This is a genomic window from Bacillus sp. VA13 (assembly GCF_055710085.1).
In genome coordinates this window covers 226,226-241,439 of the sequence record NZ_JBVQPP010000006.1, presented here as the reverse complement: position 1 = coordinate 241,439, position 15,214 = coordinate 226,226, and the positions used below count along the sequence as shown (strand labels likewise).

The 15,214-nt window shown below is 47.2% G+C and carries 15 protein-coding genes; 13 read left to right on the top strand and 2 right to left on the bottom strand.

The genetic code is table 11. The annotated features are described in order from the left end of the window. Positions 1-27: 27 nt before the first annotated feature. From purC to purD, 9 genes are all read left to right on the top strand, one after another. Positions 28-753: a phosphoribosylaminoimidazolesuccinocarboxamide synthase gene (gene purC, locus AC0C66_RS20315; RefSeq protein WP_014112915.1), complete on the top strand. Its 726-nt coding sequence runs from the start codon at positions 28-30 to the stop codon at positions 751-753. Continuing rightward, the gene (purS, locus tag AC0C66_RS20310) at positions 746-1,000 is read left to right on the top strand and encodes a phosphoribosylformylglycinamidine synthase subunit PurS (RefSeq protein WP_014112916.1); all 255 of its coding nucleotides are present in this window, start codon (positions 746-748) and stop codon (positions 998-1,000) included. Before purC ends, purS begins: the two co-directional genes overlap by 8 nt. Beyond that, positions 997-1,680, top strand: a complete 684-nt coding sequence (gene purQ, locus AC0C66_RS20305; protein ID WP_472973692.1) for a phosphoribosylformylglycinamidine synthase subunit PurQ — start codon at positions 997-999, stop codon at positions 1,678-1,680. The genes purS and purQ overlap by 4 nt, the downstream gene beginning before the upstream one ends. Continuing rightward, on the top strand, positions 1,664-3,892 hold the full coding sequence (gene purL, locus AC0C66_RS20300; protein ID WP_472973691.1) for a phosphoribosylformylglycinamidine synthase subunit PurL: 2,229 nt from the start codon (positions 1,664-1,666) through the stop codon (positions 3,890-3,892). The genes purQ and purL overlap by 17 nt, the downstream gene beginning before the upstream one ends. Next, a complete protein-coding gene (gene purF / locus AC0C66_RS20295; protein ID WP_014112919.1) occupies positions 3,868-5,298 on the top strand; it encodes an amidophosphoribosyltransferase in 1,431 nt (476 codons plus the stop codon). The genes purL and purF overlap by 25 nt, the downstream gene beginning before the upstream one ends. A 100-nt stretch (positions 5,299-5,398) precedes the next feature. Then, a complete protein-coding gene (gene purM, locus AC0C66_RS20290) occupies positions 5,399-6,439 on the top strand; it encodes a phosphoribosylformylglycinamidine cyclo-ligase (RefSeq protein ID WP_072181553.1) in 1,041 nt (346 codons plus the stop codon). Then, positions 6,436-7,023 carry a phosphoribosylglycinamide formyltransferase gene (gene purN, locus AC0C66_RS20285; protein WP_087987790.1) on the top strand — a complete coding sequence of 196 codons (588 nt, stop codon included), beginning with the start codon at positions 6,436-6,438 and terminating at the stop codon, positions 7,021-7,023. Before purM ends, purN begins: the two co-directional genes overlap by 4 nt. Further along, positions 7,020-8,558 carry a bifunctional phosphoribosylaminoimidazolecarboxamide formyltransferase/IMP cyclohydrolase gene (gene purH / locus AC0C66_RS20280; RefSeq protein WP_072181550.1) on the top strand — a complete coding sequence of 513 codons (1,539 nt, stop codon included), beginning with the start codon at positions 7,020-7,022 and terminating at the stop codon, positions 8,556-8,558. The genes purN and purH overlap by 4 nt, the downstream gene beginning before the upstream one ends. A gap of 15 nt (positions 8,559-8,573) precedes the next feature. After that, complete coding sequence (purD, locus tag AC0C66_RS20275; RefSeq protein ID WP_090558438.1) at positions 8,574-9,842, top strand: phosphoribosylamine--glycine ligase; 1,269 nt, start codon at positions 8,574-8,576, stop codon at positions 9,840-9,842. A 38-nt stretch (positions 9,843-9,880) separates the two neighbouring features. Here purD and AC0C66_RS20270 read toward each other — a convergent pair whose 3' ends face one another. Continuing rightward, positions 9,881-10,303, bottom strand: coding sequence for an Lrp/AsnC family transcriptional regulator (locus AC0C66_RS20270; protein ID WP_014112924.1), 423 nt, complete (start codon positions 10,301-10,303; stop codon positions 9,881-9,883). A gap of 143 nt (positions 10,304-10,446) precedes the next feature. On the opposite strand from AC0C66_RS20270, the gene AC0C66_RS20265 reads away from it, so the two are divergent. Beyond that, positions 10,447-11,721, top strand: a complete 1,275-nt coding sequence (locus AC0C66_RS20265) for an APC family permease (protein WP_090558440.1) — start codon at positions 10,447-10,449, stop codon at positions 11,719-11,721. 14 nt (positions 11,722-11,735) lie between these two features. On the opposite strand, the gene AC0C66_RS20260 is transcribed toward AC0C66_RS20265, so the two are convergent. Then, positions 11,736-11,969, bottom strand: coding sequence for a YgaP family membrane protein (locus AC0C66_RS20260; protein ID WP_090558442.1), 234 nt, complete (start codon positions 11,967-11,969; stop codon positions 11,736-11,738). Positions 11,970-12,098: 129 nt separating this feature from the next. On the opposite strand from AC0C66_RS20260, the gene AC0C66_RS20255 reads away from it, so the two are divergent. The 3 genes from AC0C66_RS20255 to AC0C66_RS20245 are packed head-to-tail and all read left to right on the top strand — an operon-like array spanning position 12,099 to position 15,180. Continuing rightward, positions 12,099-13,841 carry an adenine deaminase gene (locus tag AC0C66_RS20255; RefSeq protein WP_061186137.1) on the top strand — a complete coding sequence of 581 codons (1,743 nt, stop codon included), beginning with the start codon at positions 12,099-12,101 and terminating at the stop codon, positions 13,839-13,841. Between the two features lie 26 nt (positions 13,842-13,867). Beyond that, on the top strand, positions 13,868-14,863 hold the full coding sequence (locus AC0C66_RS20250) for a DUF3048 domain-containing protein (protein WP_014112928.1): 996 nt from the start codon (positions 13,868-13,870) through the stop codon (positions 14,861-14,863). A 2-nt stretch (positions 14,864-14,865) separates the two neighbouring features. Continuing rightward, positions 14,866-15,180, top strand: coding sequence for a YerC/YecD family TrpR-related protein (locus tag AC0C66_RS20245; RefSeq protein ID WP_003219429.1), 315 nt, complete (start codon positions 14,866-14,868; stop codon positions 15,178-15,180). The last annotated feature ends 34 nt before the right edge of the window (positions 15,181-15,214 follow it).

The window sequence follows — 15,214 nt, the reverse complement described above, 5'->3', positions numbered from 1 at the left end:
CCCAACATTCGGGTTAGGAGGCCTTCCGTGAATATTGTGAAGAATGAACTTTTATACGAAGGAAAAGCAAAAAAGATCTACAAAACCGATGACGAAAACACGCTGTACGTCGTGTATAAAGACTCCGCCACTGCTTTTAACGGCGAGAAAAAAGCAGAAATCAGCGGAAAAGGGCGCTTAAATAACGAGATTTCAAGCTTAATTTTCAAACACCTTCATGCTAAAGGCATTAACAACCACTTTATCGAGCGTATTTCGGAAACTGAGCAGCTCATTAAAAAGGTAACGATTGTGCCGCTTGAAGTCGTAGTCAGAAATGTGGTAGCAGGAAGCATGTCCAAACGTCTCGGCATTCCAGAAGGCACAGAGCTTGAGCAGCCAATTATCGAGTTTTACTACAAGGATGACGCGCTGGGTGATCCGCTTATCACAGAAGATCATATTTGGCTCTTAAAAGCGGCAACTCCTGAGCAGGTAGAAACCATTAAGTCCATTACAAAAACAGTAAATGAAGAGCTTCAAGCCATTTTTGATGATTGTCATGTCAGATTAATAGATTTCAAGCTTGAATTCGGTTTAGATGCAGACGGGCAAGTGCTTTTGGCGGATGAAATTTCACCTGACACATGCCGCTTGTGGGACAAAGACACGAACGAAAAGCTGGACAAAGATTTATTCAGACGCAATCTGGGAAGCTTAACCGACGCATACGAAGAGATTTTCAAAAGACTGGGAGGCATTCATCATGTATAAAGTAAAAGTTTATGTCAGCTTAAAAGAAAGTGTACTAGATCCACAAGGGAGCGCTGTCCAGCATGCCTTGCACAGTATGACTTATAACGAAGTTCAAGATGTGCGCATCGGAAAATACATGGAGCTTACCATTGAAAAATCTGACCGTGATCTTGACGTCCTGGTAAGAGAAATGTGCGAAAAACTTCTTGCGAATACAGTGATTGAAGATTACAGATACGAGGTTGAGGAGGTAGTCGCACAGTGAAATTTGCGGTGATTGTGTTACCCGGCTCCAACTGTGATATCGATATGTATCATGCTGTAAAGGATGAGCTCGGCCATGAAGTGGAATACGTCTGGCATGAGGAAACAAGCCTTGACGGCTTCGACGGCGTGTTAATTCCGGGAGGATTTTCTTACGGCGATTACTTGAGATGCGGCGCTATCGCCCGATTTGCGAATATTATGCCAGCTGTCAAACAGGCGGCCGCTGAAGGAAAACCTGTTCTTGGCGTCTGCAACGGATTCCAGATTTTACAGGAGCTTGGCCTTCTGCCAGGCGCAATGAGACGCAACAAAAATTTGAAGTTCATTTGCCGTCCGGTTGAATTAATTGTACAAAACGATGAAACATTATTCACATCTTCCTACGAAAAGGGCCAATCGATTACAATCCCGGTTGCCCACGGTGAAGGAAATTTCTACTGTGATGACGAAACGCTTGCTTCATTGAAAGAAAACAATCAAATTGCTTTCACATACGGCTCCAATATTAACGGAAGTGTCAGCGACATTGCCGGTGTCGTGAATGAGAAAGGCAACGTATTAGGCATGATGCCTCACCCTGAGCGCGCGGTCGATGAACTGCTTGGAAGCGCCGACGGTCTTAAATTGTTTCAGTCTATCGTGAAAAATTGGAGGGAAACTCATGTCACTACTGCTTGAACCAAGTAAAGAACAAATAAAAGAAGAGAAAATGTATCAGCAAATGGGTGTCAGTGATGATGAGTTTGCATTGATTGAATCCATTCTTGGCAGATTGCCGAACTACACAGAAATCGGAATTTTTTCTGTCATGTGGTCAGAGCATTGCAGCTACAAAAACTCAAAGCCGATTCTGCGTAAATTCCCGACAAGCGGAGAGCGTGTGCTGCAAGGTCCGGGGGAAGGCGCCGGAATCGTTGATATCGGTGACAACCAAGCGGTTGTGTTCAAAATTGAATCACATAACCACCCATCAGCTCTCGAACCTTACCAAGGCGCTGCGACTGGCGTAGGCGGCATTATCCGTGACGTTTTCTCAATGGGTGCCCGTCCAATCGCTGTATTGAACTCTCTTCGATTTGGTGAACTGACTTCACCGCGCGTGAAGTACTTGTTTGAAGAAGTAGTAGCGGGTATCGCCGGATACGGCAACTGTATCGGCATCCCGACAGTCGGCGGAGAAGTGCAGTTTGACAGCAGCTATGAAGGAAATCCGCTCGTCAACGCAATGTGCGTCGGTTTAATCAACCATGAAGACATCAAAAAAGGCCAGGCGAAGGGTGTCGGCAACACAGTAATGTACGTAGGAGCGAAAACGGGGCGTGACGGAATCCACGGCGCTACGTTTGCATCTGAAGAAATGTCTGATTCGTCTGAAGAAAAGCGCTCTGCTGTTCAAGTCGGCGATCCGTTTATGGAGAAGCTTTTGCTTGAAGCATGTCTGGAAGTCATCCAATGTGATGCGTTAGTCGGCATTCAGGATATGGGAGCTGCCGGTTTAACAAGCTCAAGTGCGGAAATGGCAAGTAAAGCCGGTTCTGGTATTGAGATGAATCTTGACCTGATCCCTCAGCGTGAAACAGGCATGACTGCGTATGAAATGATGCTTTCTGAATCACAGGAACGGATGCTTTTGGTCATCGAGCGCGGACGTGAGCAGGAAATTATCGATATTTTTGACAAGTTCGAACTTGAAGCGGTTTCTGTCGGACGTGTAACAGATGATAAAATGCTTCGCCTCACACACAAAGGTAAGGTTGTATGTGAGCTGCCTGTTGATGCCTTGGCAGAAGAAGCTCCGGTTTACCACAAGCCATCTCAAGAACCAGCATACTACCGTGAGTTTTTAGAGACGGATGTTCCGGCTCCCCAAATTGGTGATGCGAATGAAACGCTGAAGGCCCTCCTCCAGCAGCCGACGATTGCAAGCAAAGAGTGGGTTTACGATCAGTATGACTACATGGTGCGGACGAATACCGTTGTCGCTCCTGGGTCTGATGCGGGTGTTCTCAGAATCCGCGGAACGAAAAAGGCGCTGGCGATGACGACAGACTGTAACGCGCGTTATCTCTATCTCGATCCTGAAGTCGGCGGGAAAATTGCTGTCGCTGAAGCGGCGCGCAACATCATTTGCTCAGGCGCAGAACCGCTTGCAGTCACAGATAACCTTAACTTTGGAAACCCGGAGAAACCGGAAATCTTCTGGCAGATCGAAAAAGCGGCTGACGGCATCAGCGAGGCGTGCCGTGTTCTCAGCACACCGGTTATCGGCGGAAACGTATCGCTTTATAACGAATCAAACGGCACGGCGATCTACCCGACACCTGTTATCGGCATGGTCGGCTTAATTGAAGATACAAAACACATTACAACACAGCATTTCAAACAAGCGGGAGATCTCGTATACGTGATTGGCGAAACAAAACCTGAGTTTGCCGGAAGCGAGCTGCAAAAAATGACAGAAGGCAGTATTTACGGAAAAGCACCGCAAATCGATCTTGATGTAGAACTGTCACGCCAAAGAGCATTGCTTGATGCGATTAAAAAAGGCTTTGTTCAATCTGCGCATGATGTGTCTGAAGGCGGCTTAGGCGTAGCGATTGCAGAAAGTGTCATGACGACGGAAAATCTTGGCGCGAACGTGACTGTTGAAGGGGAAGCAGCATTATTATTCTCTGAATCTCAATCCCGCTTCGTCGTTTCAGTGAAAAAAGAACATCAAGCAGCATTTGAAGCAGCTGTGAAAGATGCAGTTCATATCGGTGAGGTAACAGCTGATGGTCTTCTGGCGATTCAAAACCAAGACGGACAACAATTGATTCATGCGCAAACGAAAGAGCTTGAGCGCGCATGGAAAGGAGCTATCCCATGCTTGCTGAAATCAAAGGCTTAAATGAAGAGTGCGGCGTATTTGGAATTTGGGGACATGAAGAAGCCCCGCAAATCACGTATTACGGACTCCACAGCCTCCAGCACCGAGGACAGGAGGGTGCGGGCATTGTAGCAACTGACGGTGAAAAACTGACGGCGCACAAAGGCCAAGGGCTGATCACTGAAGTGTTTCAAAATGGTGAGCTTAGCAAAGTAAAGGGAAAAGGCGCAATCGGGCACGTTCGGTATGCGACGGCTGGAGGCGGCGGATACGAAAATGTACAGCCGCTCCTCTTCCGTTCCCAAAACAACGGCAGCTTGGCGCTTGCTCATAACGGAAACCTTGTCAACGCCACTCAGCTGAAGCAGCAGCTCGAAAATCAAGGGAGCATTTTTCAAACCTCTTCGGACACAGAGGTTTTGGCTCACCTGATCAAAAGAAGCGGCCACTTCACGCTGAAGGATCAAATTAAAAACTCGCTTTCCATGCTGAAAGGTGCATACGCATTCCTGATCATGACCGAAACAGAAATGATCGTCGCGCTTGACCCAAACGGGCTTAGACCGTTATCCATCGGCATGCTGGGCGACGCTTATGTGGTCGCATCAGAAACATGCGCATTTGATGTCGTCGGCGCAACGTATCTTCGTGAGGTAGAACCGGGCGAAATGCTTATCATCAATGATGAAGGCATGAAATCAGAGCGATTCTCTATGAATATCAACCGGTCCATTTGCAGCATGGAGTACATTTATTTCTCAAGACCTGACAGTAACATTGACGGCATTAACGTGCACAGTGCGCGTAAAAACCTTGGGAAAATGCTGGCTCAGGAATCCGCAGTTGAAGCTGATGTCGTAACAGGGGTTCCCGATTCCAGTATTTCTGCGGCGATCGGGTATGCAGAAGCAACAGGCATCCCGTACGAGCTGGGCTTAATCAAAAACCGCTATGTCGGCAGAACTTTTATTCAGCCGTCCCAGGCTCTGCGCGAGCAAGGCGTCAGAATGAAGCTATCAGCGGTGCGCGGGGTTGTGGAAGGCAAACGCGTCGTTATGGTAGATGACTCTATCGTGCGCGGAACAACAAGCCGCCGGATTGTCACGATGCTCAGAGAAGCGGGTGCAACAGAGGTGCATGTGAAAATCAGTTCACCGCCGATCGCTCATCCGTGCTTTTACGGCATTGATACTTCCACCCATGAAGAACTGATCGCATCTTCCCATTCTGTTGAAGAAATCCGTCAGGAAATCGGGGCGGACACCCTCTCATTTTTGAGTGTGGAAGGGCTGCTGAAAGGCATCGGCAGAAAATACGATGACTCTAATTGCGGACAGTGTCTCGCTTGCTTTACAGGAAAATATCCGACTGAAATTTACCAGGATACAGTGCTTCCTCATGTAAAAGAAGCAGTATTAACCAAATAAAACTTGAAAATGACATAAAGGCAGCGCAGTTCGGCTGCCTTTCTCTTTCTGCCCTCGTTCGGGGAGATATTTTGAAAAGCGCCTTAAAGGAGTGAATAGGATGTCTGAAGCATACAAAAACGCAGGAGTTGACATCGAAGCCGGATATGAAGCTGTAAAACGAATGAAAAAACATGTGGAGCGCACAAAACGGCTTGGCGTTATGGGCAGCCTCGGTGGTTTTGGCGGCATGTTTGACCTGTCTGAGCTTTCTTATCAAAAACCTGTTTTAATTTCGGGAACGGACGGTGTCGGCACCAAATTAAAGCTCGCTTTTTCCATGGATAAGCATGACACGATTGGGGTTGACGCTGTTGCGATGTGTGTCAATGATGTGCTGGCACAAGGCGCAGAGCCGTTGTTTTTCCTCGATTATTTAGCGGTCGGCAAAGCGGACCCTATGAAAATTGAGCAGATCGTACAAGGTGTAGCGAACGGCTGTGAGCAATCAGGTTCAGCCTTAGTCGGCGGCGAAACAGCTGAAATGCCGGGACTCTATACAGCCGATGAATACGATATTGCCGGTTTCTCAGTCGGAGTGGCAGAAAAGGACGAAATCGTGACTGGAGAAAACATCAAAGAGGGCCATCTTTTGATCGGCCTTAGCTCCAGCGGCCTTCACAGCAACGGATTTTCCCTTGTGAGAAAAGTGCTTCTGGATGATGCGGAGCTGGATCTTGATACAACATACGAACCGTTTGACCGCCCGCTTGGCGAGGAACTGCTTGAACCGACAAGAATTTATGTGAAGCCTGTGCTTGCCGCGGTGAAAAGCGGAAAAGTCGACGGCATGGCACATGTGACAGGCGGAGGATTCATCGAAAATATCCCTCGTATGCTTCCGGAAGGCTTAAGTGCGGAAATCGATCACGGCTCATGGCCGATTCCGCCGATTTTCTCTTTCCTGCAAGAGTACGGCAAGCTGAAGGAAGAAGACATGTTCAACGTCTTTAATATGGGCATCGGCTTTGTTTTGGCAGTCAAAGAAGAGCATCTGACAGATGTGATCGGAACGCTTGAAAGCCAAGGCGAAAAAGCCTATTTGATCGGGCGTGTGAAACAAGGCGAAGGCGTCACATTCGGCGGTGCGGCACTTTCATGAAAAAGTTTGCGGTATTTGCATCAGGAAACGGTTCAAACTTCGAAGCCATCGTCACGCGTTTGAAAGAGGAGAACTGGGATGCGTCCGTATCGCTCCTCGTTTGCGACAAACCGCAGGCGAAAGTCATCGAACGGGCGGAAACATTTCAAATTCCATCCTTTGCATTTGAGCCGAAGTCTTATGAAAACAAGGCCGCATTTGAACGGGCCATTATCGAACAGCTTCATCTTCACAATGTTGAATTGATTGTTCTTGCCGGTTATATGAGGCTGATAGGTGATACGCTGCTTCAGGCATACGGAGGAAAAATAATTAACATTCACCCGTCACTTCTTCCGGCGTTCCCTGGGATCGACGCAGTCGGACAGGCGTACCGCGCGGGTGTGAAGGTGGCCGGAATCACCGTGCATTATGTCGATGAAGGAATGGATACAGGCCCGATCATCGCTCAAAAGGCAATCGAAATTGACGAACATGAGACATTGGAAACAATTGAACAGCGGATTCACAAGCTTGAGCATAAATGGTATCCGAGTGTAATTAAACAGCTATTAGGATTAAATAACAGAGGTGAAAAGGCATGACCATTAAACGTGCATTAATCAGTGTTTCAGATAAAACAAATCTCGTTCCTTTCGTAAAAGAATTAACAGAGCTTGGCGTTGAAGTGATTTCAACAGGCGGAACGAAAAAGCTTCTTCAAGAAAACGGTGTGAATGTCATCGGAATTTCTGAAGTGACAGGCTTTCCTGAAATTATGGACGGACGGCTCAAAACACTTCATCCGAATATTCACGGCGGTCTTCTAGCAGTTCGCGGCAATGAAGAGCATATGGCGCAGATCAATGAACACGGGATTCAGCCGATTGACCTCGTTGTCGTCAACCTCTATCCATTTAAAGAAACGATTTCTAAAGAAGATGTCACATATGAAGAAGCGATCGAAAATATCGACATCGGCGGACCGGGCATGCTGCGTGCGGCATCAAAAAACCATCAGGACGTGACGGTTATCGTTGATCCAGCGGATTACAACCCAGTGCTGAATCAAATCAAAGAAGAAGGCGGCGTATCCCTTCAGAAAAAACGCGAGCTGGCGGCAAAAGTATTCCGTCATACTGCGGCATATGATGCACTGATCGCTGACTATCTGACAAACGTTGTCGGTGAAAAAGAACCAGAACAATTCACTGTAACATTTGAGAAAAAACAATCGCTTCGCTACGGAGAAAACCCGCATCAGGAAGCAACATTCTATCAAACAGCACTTCCTGTTAAAGGCTCCATTGCGCAAGCGGAACAGCTCCACGGCAAAGAGCTTTCTTACAACAACATTAAAGACGCGGATGCGGCAGTTCAAATCGTCCGTGAATTCACTGAGCCTGCTGCGGTTGCCGTGAAGCATATGAATCCGTGCGGCGTTGGAACAGGGGAAACAATCTCAGAAGCGTTTGACAGAGCGTTTGAAGCGGATAAAACATCTATCTTCGGCGGCATTATCGCGCTGAACCGTGAAGTGGACAAGGCAACTGCCGAAGCGCTCCACAACATTTTCTTAGAAATCATCATTGCGCCTTCATTCAGCCAAGAAGCGCTTGATATCCTGACTGCGAAGAAAAATCTTCGTCTGCTGACACTTGATGTGACAGCTGCCGTTCAAAAAGAAAAACAGTTGACATCCGTTCAAGGCGGCCTGCTGATTCAAGATTTAGATATGCATGGCTTCGATGATGCTGAGATCAGCATTCCGACAAAAAGAGAACCGAACGAGCAAGAGTGGGAAGACTTGAAGCTTGCTTGGAAAGTCGTAAAGCATGTGAAATCAAATGCGATCGTTCTTGCGAAAGACAACATGACAGTCGGCGTAGGAGCAGGCCAAATGAACCGCGTCGGATCAGCGAAAATCGCCATTGAGCAAGCAGGTGAAAAAGCGAAAGGCAGCGCACTTGGATCTGATGCATTTTTCCCAATGCCGGATACTGTTGAAGAAGCGGCAAAAGCAGGCGTTACGGCTATCATTCAGCCGGGGGGATCTGTACGTGATGAGGATTCCATCAAAAAAGCGGATGAGTACGGCATTGCCATGGTATTCACCGGCATCAGACACTTCAAACATTAAGGGGATGAAAACGACGTGAATGTATTAATTATCGGTAAAGGCGGAAGAGAGCATACGCTGGCATGGAAGGTGGCGCAAAGCAGCCTCGTCGAGAACGTATTTGCCGCTCCTGGAAATGACGGCATGGCAGCTTCCGCACAGCTTGTAAACATTGAGGAAAGCGACCACGCCGGGCTTGTCTTGTTTGCAAAAGAAAATCAGGTCGGCCTGACCATTGTCGGCCCTGAGGTTCCTTTAATTGAAGGTCTGGTGGATGAATTCGAAAAAGCGGGTCTGCGCGTGTTCGGCCCGTCAAAAGCCGCGGCGATCATCGAAGGAAGCAAACAGTTCGCTAAGGATTTAATGAAGAAATACGACATACCGACCGCAGAATACGACACGTTTACATCCTTTGAAGAGGCGAAGGCATATGTGCAGGAAAAAGGCGCTCCGATTGTCATAAAAGCAGATGGACTTGCGGCTGGAAAAGGCGTTACAGTTGCTATGACAGAGAAAGAAGCGATTGCATGTCTGCATGATTTTCTTGAGGATGAGAAGTTCGGTGATGCGAGCGCGTCCGTTGTTATTGAAGAATTTCTGTCCGGTGAAGAGTTTTCTCTAATGGCATTCGTCAAAGGAGAAAAGGTGTATCCAATGGTGATTGCCCAGGATCACAAGCGGGCGTTTGACGGAGACAAAGGCCCGAATACGGGCGGAATGGGCGCTTACTCTCCAGTTCCGCAAATTTCGGAAGAAACGATCCGCCATGCTGTAGAAACCATCGTCAATCCCGCTGCAAAAGCAATGGTGCAAGAAGGCCGTTCCTTCACTGGCGTTTTGTACGCGGGATTAATGCTCACTAAAAATGGCTCGAAGGTCATCGAATTTAATGCCCGTTTCGGCGATCCGGAAACACAGGTCGTGCTTCCGCGCATGGAATCTGATCTGGTACAGGTGCTTCTTGATCTTTTGGATGATAAGGAAGTTGACTTAAGATGGAAGGATACCGCGGCTGTAAGTGTTGTGCTTGCTTCAGAAGGGTACCCGGAAAGCTATGCAAAAGGCACGCCGATCGGCAGCCTTGCAGCGGGAACTGAGCAGGTTGTGGTCTTCCATGCCGGAACGAAAGCAGAAGGCGGAGAGTTCGTCACAAACGGTGGACGCGTCGCCAATGTGACGGCTTTTGATGAAACGTTTGAAGCGGCGAGAGACCGAGTGTATAAAGCCGTTGATGAGATCATCAAGCCCGGACTCTTTTTCAGAAAAGACATTGGGGCACGCGCTTTAAAGGCTGCTCAAAAATAAAGTGATGAAAACCCGCAGATTGAGCTGCGGGTTTTTTATTATACAAAAGCGGGGTGGTGAGCGGAAGAAGAAAGTACAACCAGCGTGGTCGGTTTTCCGTGCGCCATCGAGGCATCAATAAAATCTTCAAGCGTATGTACCGATTCTGTCACCACTTTTGTTACATAGCTGTACATCCCTGTAATGCGGTGATTTTCTGCCACATCAGGATGCGCTTTTGCAAAGGCGGCGTAGTGCTTGCAGCTTTTCGGCTCCATTAGGATAAAAGCCGTAACATGCTTGTTTAGTTTTTCGTAACAGATATTCGCGCTATAGCCGGTAATCACTCCTTTGTCTTCCAGCTTCCTGACACGTTCCGCCGCGCTTGGCGAGCTGAGGCCGACGAGCTTTCCCAGCTCAACCATCGTTAATCTGCCATTTCGCTGCAAATGCGAGAGAATGTGAAGATCTGTATCGTCCATTTGTCTGGCTCCTTTACATGTTTAAGCGAATTCGTGAAAATTCCTTTTATCATAAGGTAATGCTGTTGATTTAACTTAATTGTAGCATATGGATGCCGTCGTATTTTTCTTATAATAAAGCCATCAACGGGAGAGGAGGCATCATGTTGCCAGAATTGCAGCGTTCGATCACTTGGATACAAGGGACGGCATTAACGATTGGGGCCGTTTTAGGCTGCGGGATATTAATCCTGCCGTCTGTCACTGCTGACGCAGCCGGTCCGGCTTCTTTATTTGTTTGGGTGTTCATGTCTTTCTTATCTTTTCTTCTTGTCGGCACACTGGCCCGGCTTGTGAAAATAGCACCCAGCGCGGGAGGAATCACGGCTTACGTGCAGCTGGCTTTTCAGAAAAAAGCCGGAGCGGTTTTGGGCTGGATCATGTTAGGGTCCGTTCCAATCGGCGTTCCCGTCATCGCTTTGACTGGCGCGCATTACGTCAGTTACGTTACAGAGGCTTCGGATTGGCAGATTACTTTGATTGCATGCTGTATGCTGGCTGTCTCTATTTTGCTTCATATGAGAGGCATTCAACTATCTGCGAACATCAGTACACTCGTCATTTGTGTCATCGTGTTTCTGCTTGTCACTTCTGTTGCCGTGTCACTGCCTCACGTTAAAGCAGCAGAATTCGAACCGTTTCTTCCACATGGCTGGTCTGCCGCGGGATCTGTTTCAGTTATGATTTTTTTCTCTTTTGTAGGCTGGGAAATGATTACCCCATTGGCTGAGGAATTTCATCATCCTGAAAAAGATGTTCCAATCAGCTTGTTCTTGGGAGCGGCTTGTGTGGCAGGGCTGTATATCATGCTGTCATTTGTGACGGTGGGGACTCATTCATATGGAGAGAATGGAGAAATCGCATCGCTGGCCATGCTCATCTCAAAAGGAGCCGGGGAAAGCGGAGTATATGTAACGGTATGCTTAGCACTGTTTATCACATTCTCCACCAGTCATGCCAATATTGCGGGTTTTTCCAGAATGGTGTACGCCTTGGCGAGAGAGGGGCACATTCCTGTATATTTCGGGAAACTCAGTGAGGCAAAACATACGCCTATCCGTGTATTAACAGCGCTTGCCGCAGTGTTTGGCTTAGTGCTTGGGGCATATGGCTTGTTTCAAATCGATTTGACAACTCTGTTAAAAGGGCCGAGTGCGGCATTCATCGCATCTTACATATGTACAATGGCGGCAGCCATGAAGCTGCTGAGCTGGCGAGATTCAGGCTGGTGGATGGCATTCGGGGCGTTTGCGGCGTGCGCAGTGATTTACTCTTTCAGCGGCTGGGCACTCCTTTATCCGGCAGCACTGGCAGCTGCAGGCTACCTCTATATAAAGACAAAGGAATGCCGTGAGAAAAAGCTTGATCACGTTTCGTGAGCAAGCTTTTTTGTTTATCTGTTTTGATGCTCCTGTTCGTTATTCCCGGAAGCGTTGTTTTGAACCATGTAGGTCACAGGGCAGAAGCGCAAAATTCCCGAACCTGCTTTCAAGGCCCCCATAAAGATGTAAAAGAGGTGCATTCTGCACCAAGGCTTTTTTGTAAACTTTGCGCTGGCGGCTGACATAATCGTCAGTCCGCAGGCGATTCTGAAGACGGCATTAACGAGACTGATGTTTGGCTTCATGGAAATCCGCTCCTTTTCACTTAAAAAAATTTTTAAATTGAACCTTCAAAAATTTGTAACGTTTTAACCGTGCGTGATGAGGAAGGATGTGATAACATGAGTCTAATACATGTAAAGGAGAGTATGTGAATGTCCGAACGCACCTTTAACTGGAAAAACAAAGACATCAGGGCACAGGTTGATGTTGTAGACTCAAAGCTGCTTCCAACGCTCCTTTTACGGAATGCTCTCGTCTTAAATCCATATGTAAAACAATGGCTGAAAAAAAACATTTGGATTTATCAGGACCGCATTGTTTATGTGGGTCATGAACTTCCGAATAGAGCCGAAGAAATTCATACGATTGATTGTGAAGGAAAATACATTGTGCCAGGGTATATCGAACCGCACGCACATCCTTTTCAAATATATAATCCCCAAACGCTGGCGGAATATGTGTCTCAATACGGAACAACGACATTTGTGAATGATAACTTATTTTTGCTTTTACAAAGCGGAAAAAAGAAAGCGCTTACCATTTTAAATGAACTCAAAAAGCAGCCTGTTCAATATTTTTGGTGGTCACGCTATGACCTCCAGACCGAGGTTCTGAATGAGGATCACGTTCTTCCGTTTGATGTCAGAAAGCAGTGGATTGAACATCCGGATGTGATTCAAGGCGGAGAAATGACCGGATGGCCTCGTTTGGTAGATGGTGATGATTTAATGCTTCACTGCATGCAAGCTACAAAGAAGCAGAGGAAACGCATTGAAGGGCATTTTCCCGGCGCTTCAGATAAAACGCTTACAAAAATGAAGCTGTTCGGAGCGGATTGTGATCATGAAGCGATGACAGGTGATGAAGTGATGAGAAGGCTGGAACTAGGCTACTATGTTTCTCTTCGGAACTCTTCCATTCGCCCTGATGTAAGAAAAATCTTGCAGGAGCTGCATGAGAAGGGTTTCCGCTATTATGACCATTTCTTTTACACGACAGACGGCGCGACGCCGAATTTCTATAAAGGCGGCATGACAAACGAGCTGATCCGCATCGCGTTAGAAGAAGGAGTTCCGGCAATCGATGCCTACAATATGGCATCATTTAATATCGCAAAGTATTACCAAATGGATGATTATTTAGGAGTGGTCGGACCGGGAAGGCTGGCATCGCTAAATATACTTGAAGATCCGTTAAACCCGAATCCCGTGACCGTTCTGTCAAAAGGGACCATACTTCGTGAAGACGGCTGTGATTTGAAGGCGTTTACAAAGACGGGTTGGAGCAAAGGCGGTCTTGTCCCGCTTGAGCTTTCATATGATATGACGATGGATGATTTGCAGTTTTCCATGCCGATGGGCGTGAAAATGCGGAATGCGGTCATTATGGAGCCGTATATGATTGAGATCGACAATTCAATGGAACAGCTCTCATTTGACCATGATGAAAGTTATTTGACGATGCTTGACAGACATGGGAAATGGCGCGTCAATACGATGATAAAAGGCTTTGCCTCAAGCGTGCAGGGATTTGTGAGCTCCTTTACGACGACAGGCGATATTGTCGCGATCGGAAAAAATAAAGCGGATATGCTGCTCGCTTTCGCCCGCATGAAAGAGATCGGGGGAGGAATCGTACTTGCGGAAAACGGGAACATTCTGCATGAAATTCCGCTTGCGCTGTGCGGCTGCGCCTCTTCGGAAACGTTTGAAGATGTGCTTGAGAAGGAACAAAAGCTGAGAGATCTTTTGACTGAAAGAGGCTACGAGTATTGTGATCCCGTCTATACGCTGCTCTTTTTGCAAAGTACGCACCTTCCGTATATACGCATTACGCCGAGAGGAATCTTCGACGTCATGAAAAAAACTGTACTCTTTCCATCGATAATGCGTTAAAATATAAAAGAGCGGGGAGCCGACATATGAAAAAATGGATGACAGGTTGCGTGCTGTGTTTCGTGTTTTTTCTGCTGGTATCCTGCCAGCAGAAGGATGCTGTCCCGGATGCTGAAAAGAAGCTGAAAGCTCCTTTGACGGGACTGGAGACTGAACAGAAGGTGACTGAACGCCGGCCTGTTGCAGTTGTGGTGAACAATCACCCGAAGGCGAGGCCGCAATCAGGACTGTCTAAAGCCGACATTGTCATAGAAGCACTGGCCGAAGGGCAAATTACAAGATTTCTGGCCATTTTCCAAAGCCAGATGCCTGAAACTGTCGGACCTGTGCGAAGCGCGCGGGAATATTTCGTCACTCTCAGCAATGGCTTTGACAGCATATTTGTTCATCACGGCTGGAGTCCCGGCGCCAAAGAGCAGCTGGAATCCGGAGCTGCCGATTATATTAACGGATTGGATTTTGACGGAAGCTTATTTTGGAGAGCTGATTTTAGCAAACCGCCCCACAATTCCTACACGTCTTATGATTACATAAAAAAGGCGGCGGAACAAAAGGGATATGAGCTGAAGCGGGAAACAGATCCGCTGCTGTTTCAAACATCAGAAGCAAAACCTGCAAATGAATCTTACAATGTTCGGGTAGATTATGGAACAAAGAACGTTACAAATCTTGTCGAATACAAATATGATAAAAAAGCTGAAGCTTATACAAGAAGCTCTGATGGTGTCATAACGACAGACCGGGAAACCGGAAAGCCGGTTGCAATGCAAAATATTTTCATTGTTGAAGCCAGCCATCATACTATTGATCAAGATGGAAGGCGGGACATCGACCTGGAATCAGGGGGCAAAGGTCTGTTGTTTCAGCACGGAAACGTTATTGAAACAGACTGGAAACAAGTAAACGGTAGAATTGTGCCGGTAAAAGACGGCAAATGGCTGCCGTTTGTGCCAGGAAAGACTTGGATTAATATCGTGCCTGATCTCGATGCGGCTTCCATTAGTAAAGGAGAAGGTGTGTAACGATGCAAATCGATAAATTACGCGGCAAAGAGCTGGACCAGTTATTCAACTCGATCTTATCGCTGAAAGACCTGGAGGAATGTTACCGGTTCTTCGATGATCTTTGCACAATTAACGAAATTCAATCGCTGGCTCAGCGTCTTGAAGTGGCGCGCATGCTTCGCGAAGGAAACACGTATCATAAGATTGAAACAGAAACAGGTGCTTCCACGGCTACGATTTCCCGTGTGAAACGCTGTTTAAATTACGGAAATGACGCTTATGAAATGGCGCTTGACCGTGTGAAGGAAACTGAAACTGAGTCTTCTTCTAAATGACAGAGAACCGCCCTGCCGTTCGGCATGGGCGGTT